The organism is Nonlabens sp. Asnod2-A12 (assembly GCF_045063745.1).
Taxonomy (GTDB): domain Bacteria; phylum Bacteroidota; class Bacteroidia; order Flavobacteriales; family Flavobacteriaceae; genus Nonlabens; species Nonlabens xylanidelens.
Map to the genome: position 1 here is coordinate 833642 of NZ_JBEFOB010000003.1, position 20870 is coordinate 854511.

The 20870-nt window shown below is 33.4% G+C and carries 17 protein-coding genes; 4 read left to right on the top strand and 13 right to left on the bottom strand.

All coding sequences use genetic code 11. The features are described 5' to 3' along the window. Window positions 1–113: 113 nt before the first annotated feature. The 4 genes from ACJJVJ_RS03875 to ACJJVJ_RS03890 all read left to right on the top strand — a co-directional run bounded on the left by ACJJVJ_RS03875 (window position 114) and on the right by ACJJVJ_RS03890 (window position 5217). Entirely contained in the window at window positions 114–1811 is a 1698-nt protein-coding gene (locus ACJJVJ_RS03875) for an OstA-like protein (RefSeq protein ID WP_405369115.1), read from the top strand. Then, the gene (locus ACJJVJ_RS03880; RefSeq protein ID WP_405369117.1) at window positions 1801–2985 is read left to right on the top strand and encodes an aspartate aminotransferase family protein; all 1185 of its coding nucleotides are present in this window, start codon (window positions 1801–1803) and stop codon (window positions 2983–2985) included. Before ACJJVJ_RS03875 ends, ACJJVJ_RS03880 begins: the two co-directional genes overlap by 11 nt. Window positions 2986–3093: 108 nt before the next feature. Further along, a complete protein-coding gene (locus ACJJVJ_RS03885; protein ID WP_405369119.1) occupies window positions 3094–4476 on the top strand; it encodes a tetratricopeptide repeat protein in 1383 nt (460 codons plus the stop codon). A gap of 3 nt (window positions 4477–4479) precedes the next feature. Continuing rightward, window positions 4480–5217 (top strand): tyrosine-protein phosphatase, encoded by a 738-nt coding sequence (locus tag ACJJVJ_RS03890; protein WP_405369121.1) that lies wholly within the window; start codon window positions 4480–4482, stop codon window positions 5215–5217. Between the two features lie 19 nt (window positions 5218–5236). Here the strand turns inward: ACJJVJ_RS03890 and ACJJVJ_RS03895 are convergent, their stop codons facing one another. The 13 genes from ACJJVJ_RS03895 to ACJJVJ_RS03955 all read right to left on the bottom strand — a co-directional run bounded on the left by ACJJVJ_RS03895 (window position 5237) and on the right by ACJJVJ_RS03955 (window position 20867). Beyond that, window positions 5237–7645: a GumC family protein gene (locus ACJJVJ_RS03895; RefSeq protein WP_405369123.1), complete on the bottom strand. Its 2409-nt coding sequence runs from the start codon at window positions 7643–7645 to the stop codon at window positions 5237–5239. A 3-nt stretch (window positions 7646–7648) separates the two neighbouring features. Further along, complete coding sequence (locus tag ACJJVJ_RS03900) at window positions 7649–8428, bottom strand: polysaccharide biosynthesis/export family protein (RefSeq protein WP_405369125.1); 780 nt, start codon at window positions 8426–8428, stop codon at window positions 7649–7651. Window positions 8429–8447: 19 nt separating this feature from the next. Next, window positions 8448–10370, bottom strand: a complete 1923-nt coding sequence (locus ACJJVJ_RS03905) for a polysaccharide biosynthesis protein (protein ID WP_405369127.1) — start codon at window positions 10368–10370, stop codon at window positions 8448–8450. A 109-nt stretch (window positions 10371–10479) separates the two neighbouring features. Then, a complete protein-coding gene (locus ACJJVJ_RS03910) occupies window positions 10480–10653 on the bottom strand; it encodes a hypothetical protein (protein WP_405369129.1) in 174 nt (57 codons plus the stop codon). Between the two features lie 2 nt (window positions 10654–10655). Beyond that, on the bottom strand, window positions 10656–14627 hold the full coding sequence (locus tag ACJJVJ_RS03915; RefSeq protein WP_405369131.1) for a T9SS type A sorting domain-containing protein: 3972 nt from the start codon (window positions 14625–14627) through the stop codon (window positions 10656–10658). Between the two features lie 233 nt (window positions 14628–14860). Next, window positions 14861–16003: a DegT/DnrJ/EryC1/StrS family aminotransferase gene (locus ACJJVJ_RS03920; RefSeq protein WP_405369133.1), complete on the bottom strand. Its 1143-nt coding sequence runs from the start codon at window positions 16001–16003 to the stop codon at window positions 14861–14863. A gap of 28 nt (window positions 16004–16031) precedes the next feature. Further along, window positions 16032–16577, bottom strand: coding sequence for a sugar transferase (locus tag ACJJVJ_RS03925; RefSeq protein WP_405369135.1), 546 nt, complete (start codon window positions 16575–16577; stop codon window positions 16032–16034). 9 nt (window positions 16578–16586) lie between these two features. Next, window positions 16587–17603, bottom strand: coding sequence for a 3-oxoacyl-ACP synthase III family protein (locus ACJJVJ_RS03930; protein ID WP_405369137.1), 1017 nt, complete (start codon window positions 17601–17603; stop codon window positions 16587–16589). After that, entirely contained in the window at window positions 17600–18346 is a 747-nt protein-coding gene (locus tag ACJJVJ_RS03935) for an SDR family NAD(P)-dependent oxidoreductase (RefSeq protein WP_405369139.1), read from the bottom strand. Before ACJJVJ_RS03935 ends, ACJJVJ_RS03930 begins: the two co-directional genes overlap by 4 nt. Beyond that, window positions 18339–19379: a 3-oxoacyl-ACP synthase III family protein gene (locus ACJJVJ_RS03940; RefSeq protein WP_405369141.1), complete on the bottom strand. Its 1041-nt coding sequence runs from the start codon at window positions 19377–19379 to the stop codon at window positions 18339–18341. Before ACJJVJ_RS03940 ends, ACJJVJ_RS03935 begins: the two co-directional genes overlap by 8 nt. 4 nt (window positions 19380–19383) lie before the next feature. Then, the gene (locus tag ACJJVJ_RS03945) at window positions 19384–19611 is read right to left on the bottom strand and encodes an acyl carrier protein (protein WP_405369143.1); all 228 of its coding nucleotides are present in this window, start codon (window positions 19609–19611) and stop codon (window positions 19384–19386) included. Window positions 19612–19623: 12 nt separating this feature from the next. Beyond that, window positions 19624–20265, bottom strand: a complete 642-nt coding sequence (locus ACJJVJ_RS03950; RefSeq protein WP_405369145.1) for an acetyltransferase — start codon at window positions 20263–20265, stop codon at window positions 19624–19626. Between the two features lie 5 nt (window positions 20266–20270). Further along, a complete protein-coding gene (locus ACJJVJ_RS03955) occupies window positions 20271–20867 on the bottom strand; it encodes a sugar transferase (protein WP_405369147.1) in 597 nt (198 codons plus the stop codon). Window positions 20868–20870: the final 3 nt, after the last annotated feature.

Sequence of the window (20870 nt, forward strand, 5' to 3'; positions counted from 1 at the left end):
AAAAGCGTCCTTGGGGACGCTTTTTTTTGTTTATAATATAATTAATCTAAAAAGAAACGTTTAGTTAAAGCATGATGCATTTTCGTAATTTTGAACTCTCTAAAAACACCATCTTGAAAAAACTTCTTTTCTTTATATTCATATCACTTTCATATACTACCATTGCACAGGAAACAGTAAATGATTCTTTAATTAATGTAACTGGTGGTCTAAGAGAAATTAATGAAGACCTTTTTCCTGGCGCGGTAATTTATTCTGGTAATGATAGAAAACAAGTATTTGTACAACACAAAGGCATAGAAATGTGGTGTGACCGAGCTGTTTTATATCAGAAAGATAACTTTATAAGAATATTTAGAAACGTACGTATACATCAAGGTGATTCTATAAAAATGAGCTCTGAATATGCAGAATATAATGGTACTTCTCAACTAGCATTTGCAAGTGGTGATGTTTTTATGAGAAACCCAGAGACGACACTCAAAACAGACACCTTATTCTTTGATCGTGCAAAGCAAGAAGCTTATTATAGAAGTGGCGGTACTGTAAAAGACACTGCTAGTACTTTAGAGAGCAGGATCGGACGTTATTTTATTAAAGAAAAACGTTATCAGTTTCTTGATGACGTAAGAGTGAGAAATCCAGAATATACCATAGATAGTAATCACCTTAACTTCTATACCGACACAGGACATACTAGAATGTATGGACCATCTACTATAAAAGGAAAAACTAGTACCGTATATTGTGAAAGAGGTTTTTATGACACTAGAAATGACGAAGGTTACTTTATAAAGAACTCCAGGATAGACTATAACAATAGAACAGTAACTGGAGATAGCCTTTACTTTAATAGAGGCAGGTCATTTGCAAGTGCAACTAATAATATAGTGGTAACCGACACAATAAATAAATCTATTATTAAAGGGCATTATGCAGAAGTGTATCGAGCAAAAGATTCTGTCTTTATAACTAAAAGAGCCGTTGCGATTTCTATTCAAGATCAAGATAGTGTATACATACATGCAGATAGACTCATGGTCACAGGTCCCGAAAATGATAGAATAGTAAGAGGTTTTTATGATGTACGTTTATTTAAAAGCAACCTTAGTGGTAGATGTGACTCGATAGTCACTAGGCAAAGTACTGGACTTACTAAAATGATTACTAAACCAGTGTTGTGGAGTGGTAACAGCCAGATGACAGGAGATAGCATACATATTCAAAGCAACACCTTAACAGAGCGCCTGGACAGTTTGCACGTCTTCTATAATGCATTTATAGTAGACCAAGATAGTAGCGGTGGTTTTAATCAAATAAAAGGAAAAGAACTTATTGGTAAATTCAATGATTCTAGTCAATTAGAAGTCGTCAATATTAATAAAAATGTTGAAAATTTAATCTATTCACGCAATGACAAACAAGAATTAATAGGTATAAACAAAGGTACTAGCGGTAGAATGGAGATTCTTTTTGAAAATAAAGAAATGACCGTTATCACAAATTATGATGATCCAGACGATAAGACATACCCTCCAGAAGAATTACCTGAAAATGCTCGAACTTTAAGAGGCTTTAAATGGCGAGGCGATGAAAGAATAATATCAAAAGAAGATCTTTTCAGAGGCAAACCAAAACCTATTTTAACCTCAATTCAAGGGATACCATTACCTGATATCGAAGAGGATTTCTTCAAAAAAGAAACACCATTTAACATCAATAAGAACTCAAGATTAAAAGAAGAAGATCTTAAAACCAGATCTACAGATACTCCTGATGCTATAAAGGAAGAGAAAGAAAATGAAGGATGATTTTTATAAATACCAAGCACAAACAACACCCTATGCACCAGGAATAGAGATATCCAGTGCAAAGGGAAATTATATCTATGATAAATCTGGCAAGAAATACTTAGATATGGTTGCAGGTGTAAGTGCACTACCATTAGGACATTGTCACCCTGCCGTTGTAAAAGCGATAAAACAACAAGTAGATCAATATATGCATGTCATGGTTTATGGAGAGTATGCTCAAGAACCAGCTGTATTATTATGTAAAAAAATAGACTCTCTCCTACCGGCTCCATTAGAAACCACTTATCTAGTAAATAGCGGTACCGAGGCTATAGAAGCTGCTATAAAACTAGCACGTAAAGTGACTGGAAAATCTCAAATCATCGCTATGAGAAACGCCTATCACGGTAATACGTTAGGGTCACTGAGCCTAATGGACTTTGAAGAGCGCAAAGCACCTTTCAGACCTTTGCTTCCAGGTATATCACATATCAATTTTAATTGCCTTCAAGATTTAAAAAAGATTAATGAAAATACCGCAGCTGTAATTATAGAAAGTATTCAAGGCGGTGCTGGCTTTAAAATACCTAATAAAATATGGGCACAAGAACTAAGTAAACGCTGTAAAGCAACAAATACCTTGCTCATTATAGACGAGATACAACCTGGTATAGGCCGCACAGGTAGCATGTTTTACTTCACTCAGTTAGACATTGTACCAGATATTGTCGTGACCGGCAAAGGACTCGCAGGAGGCCTTCCCATTGGCGCATTAACTGCGAGTAGAGAACATATGTCACAATTATCAAACTCACCCATGTTAGGACACATTACCACATTCGGAGGACATCCTGTAATCGCAGCGGCTGCACTAGCTACTTTACAAGAGGTTGAAAATGGTGGATACCTGTCAGAAATGTTAGATAAAGAGTTACGCTTTCGCGAAAGCTTAACACACAAAAACATTAAGGAAGTAAGAGGTAAAGGCCTTATGCTTATAGCTTTATTGCCCGATGATAAGTTTACAACTCAAATAGTAGAGGAATGTAGAAATCGCGGTGTGATTTTTTTCTTATTATTATTTGAAAAACGAGCTATTAGGATCACTCCACCGTATACTATAACAAATTCAGAAATAGAATTTGCATGTCAAACACTTATAGAAGTTACTGAAAACTTCTATTCCAATTAACCCTAAAAGACTCTGTTTATAAGTTGTTGACAAGAGAAATCTTGTTTTTGCCTATAATTTGGCAAAAAAATTGAACTTAGTAAAACAAGAATTTTTAATATTCTATGTATGCATTTTGATTTAAATGGTGATGAAGGTTTGAGCATAAAAAAGTTTGAACTCATGTTAAAGTCCAATGAAGTTGGATTCTTTGACAGTGGAGAATTTGAAGAGATAATAGAACATTATCTCGATGAAGGAAAAATGGTTCTAGCCCGAAAAGCTATTAGTTTAGGTATATCACAGCATCCATCTTCTGCAAATTTGAAGCTATTCAAAGCAGAGATGTATATTTTTGACGATCAATTCTCTCAAGCCGAAGAGGTTCTTAATGAGTTATTTGAACTAGAACCTCAAAATGCCGAAGTTTACATACAAAAAGCTAATATTTTTTCTAAAACAGAAAGACATGATAAAGCGATACATCTACTCAAGATAGCTCTAGATTTAACACTAGATCAAGCAGATGTCTATAATCTTATAGGAATGGAATTTCTTTTTATAGAAGATTATTCAAATGCTAAGGTTAATTTTATGAAATGTCTCGAGCTAGATGACACAGATTACTCTGCTCTTTACAACATCATTTATTGTTTTGATTTTTTACAAGAACATCAACAGGCTATAGATTTTTTAAACTTATTCTTAAATAAAAACCCATATAGTGAGGTGGCCTGGCACCAAGTAGGTAAACAGTATTTTGACATAAAAATGTATGAGAAATCACTAGCTGCTTTTGAATTTGCGATCATATCAGATGATCATTTTGTGGGTGCTTATTTAGAAAAAGGAAAGGTTCTTGAAAAACTAGGCAGGTATAATGAAGCAATAGAAAATTATCAAATTACTTTAAAACTCGATGACCCAACATCATTTGCTTACTTGCGATTAGGTAAATGCTTTGAAAAACTAGGCGTAGATGAAAAAGCCATACATTATTTTAAAGAAACCGTTAAAGAAGATCCTTTGCTAGATAAGGGATGGTTAGCCATAGTAAATTTTTACACCCAACGTCTCGATTTTCAAAAAGCATTGACGTACATTGAAAAAGCAACAGAAGTAGACAGCGACAATGCTTTGTATTGGACAAAATATGCAGCTATAAACAGAAGGCTCAATTTTATTGAAGAGGCAGAATACGGCTTCAGGAAAGCTATTGAATTAGGTAATTATGAACTCTCTACATGGATTGATAGATGTGACCTTCTATTATTTTTAGGCGAGTTAGATACCGCAATAGTAAATGTCGAAAATGGATTAGAATTTTACCCACAAGAAGCAGGACTTCTTTACAGAATTGCCGGACTTTATTTGAAAAGTGGTGATTTAATAAAAGGAAAGTTTCATTTACAAAATGCTTTAAAAAATAATGCGGAATACAAAACTATTCTAGAAGAGCTATTCCCTAATGAATACCTACTTCTTGATGTTCAAAAATTATTAAATAATTAAATTATGTTTTTCTTTAACAAATCTGTTTTTTTAGTCGATTTCTTAGAAGACGTCGTTGATATTCACAATCACATACTACCAGGCATAGATGATGGATCAAAAGACCTAGAAACCACCTTAGAAATGATAGGAGCTTTTAAAGAATTAGGTTTTAGAAGTTGTATTGCAACACCTCATACCATGGAAGATTATTATGGGAATGATGCAAAAGGGATTACTGAGAAATTTAATCAAACAAAATTAGCCTTAGACGCAAGCAATCATAGAGGTTTTATTATTTCTACTGCTTCCGAATACATGATGGATGGTGAATTTGAAAACCTAATTGATACTAATAATTATTTATGTCTTCATAAGAACTACATCCTGACGGAGTTATCTTATTTTCAAAAACCTAACAACCTTGAGGAGTTAGTTTTTAAAATGTGTCAAAAAGATTTAAAACCTATACTAGCACACCCAGAGAGGTATAGATATATAAAATCTATAGATGCCTATCAAGATTTAAAAGATCGAGGATTTGAATTACAACTCAATTTACTTTCCTTAACAGAACATTATGGAGAAGATTCTTTTCAAAAATCAAAATCACTTCTAGATAAAGGGATGTATGAGTTCATAGGAACAGATGCTCACAAGCCATCACACCTAGAAAAAATAAAAACTATAAAAATTAAAAAGAATCAAATTGATTCAATAAAAAAGCTTGTGGAAAACCACAAGCTTATATTTAATATTTAATATTTAATATAGGAAAATCTTATTCAAAAGATTTTCCTTTTGAAAATTTCTTTTTCAAGAGATCTAACCAAGTTTTCTTTTCCTCTCCATAAGCATATCCATACTTATTACCATAACCGAAGTTAGCTAACTTAACGTTGTTTACAACTACCGCTACATTACTTAATTTACCATCATCAATAGTATCTGCAACAAATTCTAATAATGAAGTGTCTGTATAATTTGCTCTTGTAACATAAGTTGTAACATCAGCATACTTATTAATCAACAATGTATCGGTTACCAATATAGTAGGTGCACTATCAATAATTACCAGATCATATAAAGACTTAGCTTCTTCAAATAAGTCCTTAGTTCTATCTTGCATCCACAATTCTGCAGGATTAGGTGGTATAGCACCAGAAAGAATGATATCGAGGTTAGGATTAACCTTAGAGGTCATTGCTAACTCTTCTACAGTCAGTTGATCATTTGTAAGGTATTCTGTAACCCCTTTTGTTCTCTTTGATACGTTAGGTAAATACCTATGTAATTGAGGGTTTCTAATATCACCACCTATAAGCAATACTTTCTTCCCAGAGTATGCAAATGTATTTGAAACGTTATAAGAAACAAGTGTCTTCCCTTCACCCTTGATGGTAGAAGTTACCAAAATGATTTTAGTACCATCATGATTTAAAGCATTCAACTTATATTGAAGGTTCGTTCTTATAATTCTAAAAGACTCAGCTAAGACAGATCTATCGTTAGGCACAATATAGTCGACACTATCCTTGTCTAACTTAGGTACTTCACCTAAAATATTAGCATTAGGTAATCCTCTCTCTACATCATTTCTAGACTCAATTTTATTATAGAAAATGGACCTTCCATAAATTATCGCACCAGGAAGAATGAAACCTATCAACATCATAGCTAAATAAACAATCTTTGGTTTAGGTGATACTGGATCCTTAGAGGCGAGTGCAAAATCTACAATCTTCGCTTTAGGTGCAGTAACTGCTAAAGAAATAGCAGTTGTTTCTTTCTTCTCATTTAATAATAAATAAATAGCTTCGACAACTTCTCTGTCTCTTTCTATATATCTAGCTATTCGTTCGTTTTCAGGAACTGTAGAAATTTTACCAGAAACAGAACCTAACTCTCTAGTCAGACTTTGTTTTTGAATTTCAATAGAATTAATAGTATTATTTAGAGATAAAAGAATAGCCTGTTTCAAGCTATCAATTTCATCCATTAATCTTCTAAGAATAGGGTTATCTGCTGTAGCATTATCCTTATACCTATTGTATTCTTGAACCAATGAATTATAACTAGAAGAAGCCTGTTGAATGTTTAGATTTTGTAACCCAATATTTTCAGGAATAAAATCATAACTCTCTTTATTCAATTTGTCCTTTATCAACCTCGCTATTTCTAGTTGAGTTTTAGATTCAATCAATTCTCTAGTAATTCCAGCAGAAGACTGTAGATTTAACGCAGACTCAGCTACTAAATCAGTTAATCTCTCCGTAGTTTTAAAAGTTTGTATTCCACGTTCTAAACTATCGAGGTCTTTTTGAATATCGGCAAGGCGTTCATCAATGAATTTGGCCGTATTTTGAGCCACTTGATTCTTATCTTTTATAGCATCTTCATTAAAAACAACTACCAGATTATTAAGAATATCTTCAGCTTTCTCCTTTACTGGATCTACTAAAGTAATTTCTAGAACACTACCTCTTTTATCAGCTTTAGAAATGTTAAGTTTAGATTTGAGAGATTTGGTAACGTCATTAATCGGCTTTATCGAAACCAATAAGTCTTTCCAGTTTTTATCTTCTACTTCATTAGTTTGGGAACTACCTCTTGAATGATCAAAATCAGGTACTACTAATAAATTTAATTCAGCCAACTTAAAGGATGCACCGTAATCATGTGTCACATAATTTAAATCTTCAACGAATTTAATATCAAACTTAGTTTCATCTACATATCTAATCATTAAATCTATCGACTCAGAAATTGTATTAGATAATGAATCATTTAAAATCGATAGTTTAATAGGACTATTCTTATAGATATTGGTAGACTTAATATTTCCTGTTCGCGTATAAACAATATTTAAATCCAGATTAGTCACAACATCATTAATAAGCTTGTTAGAATTTAAGATTTCCATCTCGTTTTCTACAGTATTGAAAGAGCCTCCCAATACATCTATATCTCCTAATGCAGAAAGCTCAGATAATCCACCACCACTCTGAGTATCTTTTATTAAAATTTTTGTTGAAGCTACATATTCTTTACTAGCGTATCTTAAATAAACGAAACCCAATAATAAAAAAATAAAAACACTAATAATAAACCACGGCCAATATCTTAGATATTGGTTAATTTGATCTTTAAGTGAAAGAGCTTGATTAGCTTCTATGTTTGTAGTACTCATAAATTAATTTCTTGAAAGAATCACTATTAGTGATAGTAAAACAGAAGCTACCGAAACGTAGAGAGAGGCGTTTCTATTAAAACCTGCAGCTTGTACTTGAGCATTATTAGGTTCCACTATGATCACATCATTTTGTTGAAGGTAGTAATATTCTGAGTCTATAAAATCAGATTTAGTAAGATCTAATTTATGGACCTTTTGAACACCATCCACATCTCTTAAAACGGTAATATTTTTTCTATTCCCATAAATAGTTAAATCCCCAGCCATACCTATAGCCTGAAGTAAAGTAATACGGTTGTAATCAAAATTATAATTTCCTGGTCGAGTCACCTCACCTAATACGGTGATCTTAAAATTAACAACTCTCAAGTCTACTGTTGCATCCTTAACATATTCTGCTCTCAATCTATTTTGAATAGTATCAGTTAAGTCTTTTCGGCTTATTCCTGCAGCCTTTATATCACCTAATAAAGGGAATGAAATATTACCTTCATTATTAACGAGGTAACCTAGAAGTTTATTTTGAGAAGCGATCGTCAAATCGTTATTAGCTGTTGGGTTAACTACTTGATTAAAAGGCTGTACTAGTTTCATATTCTCACTAGTTACAATAATTCTAAGAATATCATCCTTTTTTATAATGGATTCATAATTCAATTCTCTTTCTGTTAACGCAGAGTCAATATCTTGAACATAAAGAATCTTATCTTTTGACACACAAGAGGTGACCAAAGCGATAAAAATTAATATTAAAGATGATTTAATTAAAACATTTTTCATTTTGCAAAGATACTTAATTCTATAATTTCACTTTCTTATCTAGCAATTCAAATACACTGTTTTTACTAATAAATTCAGGCACCATTTGCTTTATTTTCATAACAACTAAATCATCATTAAAATTGTGAGTTGCTGCTTCAATTTCTTTTAGATAATGTGTCACATTTTCATAACTGTAAGGTTCATCCTTAGCAATCATAATCTTTTGATGATGTGTCGGTAAGGTCTTAGAATCATCACTTAACAACTCTTCATATAATTTCTCACCAGGCCTCAAGCCTATAATTTTTATATCAATCTCATCATAAGGTTTAAAGCCGGAAAGCTTTATCATACGCTGCGCAAGATCCATAATACGTACCGGTTTCCCCATATCAAAAACAAAGATCTCACCTCCATTACCCATGGTACCAGCTTGCAACACGAGTTGACAAGCCTCTGGTATAGTCATGAAGTATCTTATAATATCTTGATGTGTAACCGTTACAGGACCGCCACTTTCTATCTGCTTTTTAAAATAAGGAATTACAGATCCATTGGATCCTAACACATTACCAAATCTTGTAGTAATAAACTTAGTAGTACCAGTAGAATGTTGTTGTAAAGATTGTACATAAATCTCTGCTGCTCTTTTACTAGCACCCATCACATTAGTAGGGTTTACAGCCTTATCCGTACTCACCATTACAAATCTATCTATACCCTTACTCACTGCTAGGTTTGCTAGATTTACGGTACCTAAAATATTAACAAACACGGCTTCTCGAGGATTAGATTCAATCATAGGAACATGCTTATATGCTGCAGCATGAAAAACAACTGAGATATCATTAGCTTCAAATATACTTTCTAACCTCTCCCTACGTCTTACATCTGCAAGGATAAACTTATAAACTACGTTCGGAAACTTTTCTTTTAACTCTAACTCTAGATCGTATAAAGGAGACTCGGCTTGATCTAATATAAGTACACACTTCGGATTATAATCAGAAACTTGTCTTACGATCTCACTTCCTATAGAACCTGCTCCACCAGTTATCATGACAACTCTATCTTCTAAATAATTTGAAATCTGACTATCATCTAAATGTATAGCATCTCTTTCTAAAAGATCTTCAATTTGAATTTCTTTGATTTTTGTACTAACATCTTCCTTATCTGTCCATTGTGTGATATCAGGAACATTAAATATTTTCAAGTCGTTTGCTAGCGCTTTATCTACCAACTCGTTTTTTTGAGCAATAGACAACTGAGAACCTGCGATAATAAGTCCATTCACCTTCATAGGTGCGATTTTATCATAAAACTTGCTACCGTACTTAATAATAGGCTTCCCTAAAATCTTAATACGTTGATGATCGTTTTTAAAAGAAATAAAACCAGCTAGATTAAAGCTTTGTGTTTTTGAAGTTGTTAAAGCTTCAGCAAGTGCGATGCTATCGTCATTTACACCTACTATTAAAACGTCATATATCTTCTGTTTTCCATGAGATATATAGGAGTACAATCGCTTAACTAAAATCCTGAATAACAATAAAGCTACAAAGGTAGTTGTCATATTAATAATCAGAAATGGCATTAAAAATATTTTCTGATCAAATAGAAAATAATAACCATAATTTACAACAACTATTACTGTAGTACTAGCTACACATGCAAATGCTATTTTAAAAATATCTACAAAGGTACTGTGCCTAATAAGGCCAGAATAGGTACTGAATATAAAGAAGGACGCTAGGTATACAAGAGTAAAGAATGCTGCCTGTTGATATATAGACAGTACTTGATAAAAAGTAGTAGCAATATTATCTACTATTAAAAACGAAATATAGAAAGACACCACAACTAGAAAAACATCTATTGCGACTACCATCCAACGTGGTAAATACCTCAAATTTTTGAATTGAAGAGAATTATCTCCATTCCAAAAGATTTGAGCCAATCTATTTTTAAAGTATTCTATTTTCATTTTCCCTTGCGGCAAAAATAGTATAAAAAAAAGGGCAATGCGTTAAACATTGCCCTTAATTTACATAAGTATTAGTAGTCTATTATTTACGTAACATTTTTTTACCACCTATACACAAACCTGCTACTGCTGCTATTAACAGTCCAGGTAATGCCGCTACGTCTTCTACTTCTGGATCAAATGCTGCCTGAGCACTTGCTACGCTTGAAAATGCGACTATAACTATAATTGTAAGTAAAACCTTTTTTATTTTCATGATTAGTTTTTTATAAATTTCTTAATTGCCCCAGTATTGTTTTGTTCTATTTTAAGTAGATAAATTCCTTTTTTAAGGTTATTCATGTTTAAAATAGTTTCCTTGCCGTTAGTCGATTCCTTTTGGTAAGAACTAACTAATTGACCTAATGTATTAAAAATAGAAACCTGAACAGACTCACCTGCGATTAGGTTTCCGATAGTAACACTATCTCCGTTTACTGGATTAGGATATACTTGTACCGCTTCCGCGAAAGCGATATCTCCAACAGACAACGTGCTGTTTAAAAACTTTAATTCAAATCTATTTTCGTCTACACTAGCAGCATTAGCACTATCAAAACTAACACTCACTAAATTACTACCATTTACCATTAAAGTCTCAGTCCCTAAGAAATGATCTACAAATAAGGTTTGAAGATTAGTAAAAGAATTATCGATATCAAAAGTGTAATTATTAGCGGTTAAACCATTTAATTTCAACGGTATTAACTCACTATCCACAGGCGCTACTCTTTCCACAATACTTAATGACGAGTTTAATGCCTCTACAGACAAGTTCTCATCAGGATTCTGAAGTTTTACAGCACCGCTTGCACTAACTGCACTAGATGCATTCAAATTAAATGATATTAAAACACCATCTCTAGCTTTACCTGAAGCCAATTCTTGATCTGTATATAGAGAAACAGATATCTGCTCATTTACATTAGAATTACGATAGGTATTAGTCGTTTCAAAGTTTGTTGACTTATAAGATTCTTTAAAAGAAATGCTTGGTGCAAGTGCAGCAGCATTACTTCCATCTTCGGCAGTAGTTACAAAAAATGCCTGACCTGGTTGTACGAACTCACTAACTTCAGATGTTGCATTACTATTTCCTAATACAAAATTATGAGTCACATAAGCACCTCTAGTACCTATAGTTGGGTCCCAAGCATAATATTCACTTACATCGATATCCTCTGTATCAGCATCATTTAAAACACTATTTAAATTTACTTGTGCTTGGTATGGATTACCTACAAAGTTAAAACCACCTTCTGTAGTGGATAAATTTGATGTTGTAAAATCTCCCAAAGACAAAGATCCGTTAGAAATCAATGTAGTACTAGATGGTAAAGCACCAGCTGTTGTTAAAGAAACACTGCGATCTCCTCTAATTAATACACGTATAGCATCACCTGCAGCTAAACTAGTAGAATTTGTAGCAGAAGTACTTTCCCAAAGCTGTGTATCTTCATTAAAGCTAAATGCAGATGGATTATTAGAACCAGACACATCAAAACCGTCAGCCATTGATCCACCTGTAATATGTGTACCATTTCCTGCTATATAACCTGCATCACCTACACTTAAGCCAGCTTGCTGCCAGTTATCATAAACACTACCTGTCATATTCACAGAAGACCCTATAAATCTAAACGCTCTTTGGGCTGGATAAAATTGCTCTACTTTTACGTCTCCAGTTACTGTACCAGCGATCACCTCTCTTACTACAGCGCTTTTACTATCAATAGATTTCAAAGTCAAATTATCATTTGTTGCTAAATCTCCTGAAACTAATTTTAAGAAACCATTCAATTCAGTCGTATTGTTCAAATTCACATCACCTAATAAAGTTAATGATTCTAAAACTCCACTTAAATTAATCTTTTGACTAGAAGGGTTGGCAATCAGTTGAATATTATCCAAAGCAATCTCATCAGAAGAATTACTTCCACTATCTGCAGAAGACCATGCTAACACATAAGTATCGCCTGCAGCGATATTTAAACCTGTTAGATCCATTGCTATTGCATTGCGTTTCCATTCTTCAATAACATCTTGTCCTAGCATAGAAGAAAGTGCCGCATCAGTCACCTCAATAAGAGAAGATGTATCTGCACCGTGAGAAAATCTAAAATCATTTGCTCTATTCTCATTATCAAAAACATAAAAATCATAAGCTACAGATAAATCTGTAACTACAGCTCCTGTGTTGTTAGTAAACTGAAAGAAGATAGTACCAGGTGTAAAGTCACTACCTGTAGGTTGTACTCCTAAAGCATAATCTCCTGCAGCTACTTCAAATGCATATATACCACCACTTGAAACGCCACCGTCAGAAACTCCTTTTCCAAAATCATTACCTGACTGCTCATCTCCAAAGTTAGTTGTCGCATCTTGTAAACCATCAATTGCAAAAGCATCTGCATCTAGTTGTCCAACTGCAGGTACAGTTACAAATCCTGAACCATCAAAAGGTCCATTATTTACATTTACTACCGTATTATCAAAATCAATTAAATAGGCTGTATCTACAACATCTATTTGAAGACCTTGAGGTTGAGGATCTAATACTATGTAATTCTGCTCTGAACTAGTTGCCGTTTCTGGTGACGCATTTGCATCTATAGCAACTATTTGATAATACACAGTTGTCCCATCTACTTGCGCTGGGATAGTTGCCTGATAGGTATCACCACTAGATAATACCATAGCTACAGGAGTCTGATCATAAATACCAGAGGCAAAACCATATTGCAGTTCTACACTATTCAAACCATCTGCATCAGTAACATCTACATTTACCGTCACCACATCTGTAGAAGTTGGAGCAACTGGACTATTTGAGATATTTGCTATAGAAGGTGCAAGATTTGCACTGGCTGGTAAGGTAGTAATCTCTATTTCTTCCACTACCCATTCTTCAGCACCTAATCCTGTGTTATCATATAAAAATGCTATATAAGCCTGACCTTGAATAGCAGAAGCATCAACCATTGTTGTAGAAGATGCAGAAGCTGAATTACTTGAAGAAGTATTATTAGGATCAAAAACTAGTTCTGTCCAAGTAGCCATAGTTGGATCTCCCGATCCATCATAATCTGTAGAATATCTCAATAAGAATTCTCCTGCTTCATTTATACTATTACCAAAACGTTCTGAAGTGGTTACTTCTATTTGATTAAGACTTGCTACTGTAGGGAAATCGACAGGAACTTCTGTAATTAACCAATCTATATCTTCCGTACCACCAAAACCATTCATAGTATAAGCTCCAGAACTACAAACCCATACATCATCACCAGCTTGATCAAAAGCGACCCATTTATTATCAGCACAATCATCAAAACTCTCTATATAAGGTAAAGAAATAGGTGCAATATCATCTTCTAAAACCGTTAGTGTAAATGTATTATTTGTACCAGCAGCAGCCATATCGCCACCCACTATATTTTGAATCTCAAAAGTAAAATCTTTATCTAGTTCTTCAATCATATCATCAGTAACCGTTACCGTCACGATTTGATTCATTGAACTACCTGCAAGAAATGTAACCGATTGAGTAGTATAATTATTAATACTACTAGCCGTACCAGATGTAAGAACAACATCTGCCGTGGTAGCATTACTTGTAGACTCATTAGAAATAGAAACCGTAAGATCTACAGTACCAGCATCTTCATTTACCGTTAAAGAGTTAGGATCAAACTGCAGTGATGTCGTTGCCGGGCCAGCAGTCATGTAAGTAACATCAAAAGTATCTATATAGATTCTGTTTCCACTACCACTCTCTCGTTGAAAAAATTCTACTTGAGAAAGTCCATTGATTCCATTTATACTATAAGTACTACCACCTGCAACATTTATAGTTGTACCACTGTCCACAATAAATCCAGCATCTCCTATTCTAGATGAAGCATTTACGGTAACATCAGTGATAACTACTCCATTATTAGCATAAATCACAATAGAACCTCCTTTAGTATCACTTTGGTAAAGTCTCAATTGACTACTAAAGATTCCTGGATTTGAAGATCCAGAATTTTTAAAACTCCCAAAACCAATATTTGCGTCGAGAGCAACTCCTGGTGCAGCAGAATTCAAGCCGGCAGAAGCTCCTGAACTTGAAAAATCATAAGAAACGGTGGTCTGACCATTTGAAATGATTGCGGCACAAAACGCCACTAATAGTAATATTTTTTTCATAATATTTGTTTAAGGTCGTAAAAGTAATTCCATTATCTTTTTATAGGAATTTACTTAGATTAACTCTTCGTTAAGATATGAAATATGCCTGCAAAAAAAATGGATCAAGAATCTATATAGCAACATCTCTTTGTCGTACAAAAAGATGCTTTTAACTATTGATCCGACGTAAAAGCAATACAGCCGGTGTTTTGAAACACCGGCTGTATTCATATGTAAAAAATATAAGCGTTTTATTTGCTGAATAAAGTCTTTATGGAAACAGAGATTCTATCTCTATCTGCATCAGTTAAATTAGAACCAGACGGCAAGCACAATCCATTTTTAAATAAAGTTTCACAAACTTTATTACCATAATAAGGATAATCCTTATAAAGTGGTTGCATGTGCATAGGCTTCCATAAGGGTCTAGATTCTATGTTATCTTTTTCTAAAGCGAGTCTTATATCTTCTCTAGTAATACCACCTGTTTTTGATGCGTCTACTAGAATAGCACTCAACCAGTGGTTAGAGCGTACCGTATCATCTTGCTCTTTAAGCACCTCAATACCTTCAATGTTTTTAAAAATATCTTGATAAAAGGCGTTCATAGCTCTTCTTAAGTCGATATGTTTATCAAGAACTTCCATTTGTCCTCTACCTATACCAGCGCTTACGTTACTCATGCGATAGTTATAACCTACCTCACTATGTTGATAATGTGGCGCCGCATCACGAGCTTGTGTTGCTAGAAAAATGGCCTTATCTTTTACTTCTTTGGTCTTACATACCATGGCACCACCACCACTAGTGGTTATAATTTTATTTCCATTGAAACTCAATATTCCATAGTCACCAAAAGTTCCACATTTCTGACCTTTGTAAGTACTTCCTAAAGCCTCTGCACTGTCTTCTATAATTGGTATTTGTTTCGCTTTCGCGAAAGCGTGAATCTCATCAACCATATACGGCATACCATATAAATGCACCGCTAGAATGGCTTTGGGCTTTTTACCGTTTGCAATGCGATCTTCTACAGCCTGCATCAATGCTTGTGGACACATATTCCAAGTTTGCTCTTCACTATCTACCATAATAGGAATAGCACCTAAATACAGTACTGGATTTGTAGTACCACAAAAAGTAAAGCTTTGACATATCACCTCGTCACCTGAACCTACACCAGCCTGAACAAGCGCTAGGTGTATAGCAGCAGTACCACTACTTAGGGCAGCCACATGAGAATCCTGACCTTGATAAGATTCTAAATCCTTTTCAAAACCAGTAACGTTAGGTCCTAATGGAGCGACCCAATTGGTATCAAAAGCTTCTTTTACAAATCCGCGTTCTGCACCACCCATGTGTGGTGAAGAAAGCCATATTTTATCTTGAGACATAGTCGTATTTTATTTAAGCAAAGATAGTTTAGTTAAAAAGAGATTTAATAGTTAGCCCTATGATTTTTAAATCATATCCGACACTACGCTTTTTTAGGTAGTCTAGGTTCATGTTCACTTTATCAGGAAATATAACAGTATCATTATATAAAAGAGGCTCTATTTGTTGAGCAAGCAGTTGCTCCTCGTTACGGTACTTAATTGCCGCTAGGCTGGTTAAACCTGGTTTAAGTACAAGTACTTTCCTTTGTTCATCTTTTAGCACATCATAATAACCAGGTACATCTGGTCTTGGCCCTACAAAGGACATGTCACCTTTCAGTATATTTATTAATTGAGGTAATTCGTCAATTTTAGTTTTTCTTAGAATTTTACCAATTGAAGTTACTTTACCATCTTTCATAGTTTGTAACTTATAAATGGTGAATGGGTTACCATGCTGCCCTATTCTTATTTGTGTAAAAACACCAGTAGATCTCGTAGATAATGCTGCTAATAACAGTGAAATAAATAAAAATGGAAGGAGTGCAAGTAATAGAAAAATAGCGAGTATAAAATCCAAAATAGACTTCATACTGCGACCTTACTTCAATTCAATAGTAACAGCACCCCAAGAATATCCTACACCAAAACCAGCTAACAATATCTTTTCTCCCGATTTAATACTATTTTCATCTTGTAAGGTTCTAAGAGCTATTTGAATCGTTGAAGAAACTGTATTCCCACAAAAATCCATACGTACTGGAAAACGATCTTTCTCTACCTTAATCTTTTTTCTTAAATGATTTAGCATATAAGCATTTGCTTGATGAAATACGAAATGTTGTATATCATCCATATCTAATTCATTCTTCTGAATATTATTTTCGACAAGTTTAGGCACGTTAAGTGAAGTGAAATTAAAAATTTCAGGACCGTTCATAAATAAATCTGCGTCAGATGATGTATTGCCATAATCATCCTTTATTTCTTCATTTAGTAATTCTGGTTGTCTCATTCCACCAGCTTTGACTATTAAATTTTCTGCACCAGAACCATCAGTTCCGAGATCAAATTGACCAATTTTTGCAGATAACCCAATAGATTCACTTGATATTAATGTTGCACTTGCTGCATCTCCAAAAATTGTACGATTACCTTTATCCGATTTATTTAAAAATTTACTATAAGTTTCTCCACAAACAAGCAAAACCTTTTTTGCTATACCAGAAGCTACCAAACCTTTAGCTAAACTTAATCCATAAATAAAACCAGAACAACCTAAATTAAAATCTAATGCTCCGCATGATTTTCTTAAGCCTAGTTTATCTTGTATAATACAAGCACTAGTAGGTAAAAAGTAATCAGGGCTTTGTGTACAAAACAGTAAATAATCAATTGAATCTGCTTGAACACCATATTCTTCAAATAGCTGATTTGCTGCTTTAACTCCCATATCTAAAGAAGTTTCATCTTCTCCAGCTATGTGACGTTCATTTATACCAATTTTTTTAGCTATTTTCTCTACACTCCATTCTGGAAATTCTGTGGCAAGATCTTCATTTGTTAGAATTTTCTCCGGTAAATAATAACTAATATGATTTATATACGATTCTATCATTTTAATGTAAGCCCTCCATCTAATTTAATATCTGTTCCTGTCATCCATTTAGAAGCTGGTGATAAAAGAAATATCACAGTTGAAGCAACGTCTTCTGGTCTACCGTAATCACCTAACGGATACTTTTTTTTATCCATTTTGATATCTTCCGAGCTACTATCAATCGAATTAATCAAATCTGTTTCTATCATTCCTGGAAGAACTGTATTTACTCGTATACCTTTTCCAGCAAGTTCTAATGCCATTGTTTTTGCAAGGCCGCAAATAGCACTTTTTGATGCAGAATAAGATGCACCTCCAATAAAGGTTACCTTAGGTCCAGAAATAGATGAAATAAAAACTATGGAAGAGTTTTTATAAATCTTTTTCTTTTTTATAATTTTCTTAGTAAATAATGCTGGGGCTATAAAATTAGTATTTAACATATCCTCCAAATCCTCTTTTTTCAAAAAAGAAAAAAGTTGAGACTGGGCAATTCCTGCAGAATGAACGATTCCATCGATCTTATCTAATTTATCAACAAACATATCGACATCAACATCTTGATTAAGATCTAAAGAAAAATAAACATGTCCTTCATTTTCTAAAGAATCTAGTGTTTCTTTTAATCTTTTCTCATTTCTGCCTAGCAAAATAACCTTCGCTCCAAATTGAGAGCACATAATAGCCGTCGCGCGCCCTATTCCTGAAGATGCGCCTGTTACAATAATAACTTTATCTTTAAGTGAAAATAAATTATTCATCTACTTCTATATTTAATGTGTAAAAATCTTTATTTAAGTCTAAAATTACATTAGCCCAAGAAAGTCCCACTCCAAATCCACAACAAAAAACTTTATTATTTTTATGAATATCCTTTTTCAACTGAGTCGTTATTGTTAAAGGAATCGTTGTACTGCTCGTATTTGCATAATCATAAAGTGAATATGGAACTTTTTCTGATTCTATTTTAAGTTTTTTTCTGATTTTTTCATTCATAAACATATTAGCTTGATGAAAAATGAAATAATCAAAATCATCAACCACCTGATCTACATTACTTAAGAATAACTTAATAGATTTAGGAACTTTACTTATACCAAATGAAAAAACATCCATTCCATCTAAATATAATGAAGGTTTAGTAGTACTAGGCTTAATCCCATCATTTTCAGTCATAGCTCTAAAGCCTCCTGTCTCAACTTTTATTGCTTCGGCCCCACCTCCATCAGAATTTAAATCAAAAACAAATTTTCCTTCTTTAGATTTTGAAATAAGAGTAGCGCTACCAGCATCCCCAAACAAAGGGTAAGTAGCTGAATCACTCGTAGAACATAATTTTGAAACTGTATCGCCTACTAACAATAAAGCTTTAGCATTTGGATTCTTAGAATTATTTAGAATACTTGTTATAGTGGACAAACCATATACATAACCAGAACATCCCATATTCATATCGAATGCAGCAACATTTGATCCAAGACCTAGCTTATGCTGAAGGATTGGTGATGTAGCAGGAAGAATATAGTCTGGAGTTTGAGAAACGAAAACTAAAATTTCAATATCTTCTCTAAACGCCTGGAATTGTTCTAAAAGATTTACAGCTGCAATATAACAAAGATCTGAAGTTGTTGTAGTATCACTTGCTAATCGTCTATACCTGATCCCTGTAGTTTTAAGAATCTTCTCTCCTTGTTCTTTTTCTATATTTGGATCATTAAGATTATCAATTCTATTTTTAGGAACAGCTGTTACTATACCATTAATTAAAACACCTGATATTTCAACTATAGCCATACTATTATTCTGTTACTTTTTTGTATAATTCTTCTATTGTACTTGCATTTTTTATTACATCTCCATTTATAGTTTTTTCAAATTCATCATCTACCATCGCTATAATAGATAATGCAATCATACTATCCCACTCATCAAGATCCTTAAATAAAGTAGTTGCTTCAAAAACGACATCTTCCGATTCGTCAAATTGTTCTGCAAATAACTCTGTAAACTGTTGTAATGACTTCATTTTATTTAAATTTTAATTTATTTTTTTTCCTGGAACACCAAAATAAACACGCTTATTTGATATACTTTTTGTGATAAAAGTAAATCCATTAATTTTATTTTCATCTCCTACTTTTTTACCCTGAATTATAGAAGCACTCATTCCCCAAAAATTGTCATTCCCGATTAAGATATCACCAGATATCTGTACTCTAGGCATAAAAACGTTACCACTACCTATCACCGTATCGTGACCTACTGCACAGTAAGTATTCATAAAGTTAAAATCTCCTATCTCTACATCACAAGAAATGAAACAGCCATAGGCTATAAGATTTCCTTTTCCAAGTAAAACACCCTTGGTTATATGTGCATTAGGGTGAATGATATTAGGATAACTTAAACATTTATTCCCTTCTATTTTATTCAAAATTTGCTTTTTCACTTTTGTGTCTCCTAGACCAAAAACAACACCTAAATCTTCTGTACGATGTAATAAGTCCTCTATTTTCCCCAGACATGATAAATCATCTACAATGATATGTCCCTTAGGATATGCATCATCATAGTATCCAATTAATTCTAATTTGTTCAAAGATACAGCGTTTATATCATCTATAAGATACTTTACTTCACGCCCTAATCCTCCTGCTCCTATTATTGCTATTTTTTTCATATTTCCTAACCTTCAAATCTTGTTGTAGTAGCTTGTCCTTTAGTATTAATATTGTCAGATTTAATTACTTTTTCAACCGTTTTAAGTAATATTTTAATATCTAAAATAAACGATTGATGATCTACATACCAAACGTCTAATTTAAATTTTTCTTCCCAACTTATAGCATTACGACCATTTACTTGAGCCCAACCAGTAATCCCAGGTTTTACATCATGTCTTCTTGACTGTTCTTTTGAATATAATTCTAAATAAGAGGGAAGTAACGGCCTAGGTCCTACTATACTCATATCACCTTTAATCACATTAAGTAATTGAGGAATTTCATCTAGTGATGTTTTTCTTACTATTTTACCTACTGTGGTTAATCTTATTTCATCAGATAAAAGGTTGCCTTCTTTATCCTTTTTATCATTCATTGTTTTAAACTTGATAATCTTAAAAAGATTACCATGCTTACCAGGCCTCGTTTGAAAGAAAAATGGCTTTCCTGAGTTTGCTATTGCTAAGAAGATAACGAGAACCACGAGAACAGGAAAGAGTAATCCTAATGCTACAAATGCCACTGAAAAATCTAAAATAAACTTTAATATCTTATACATTTT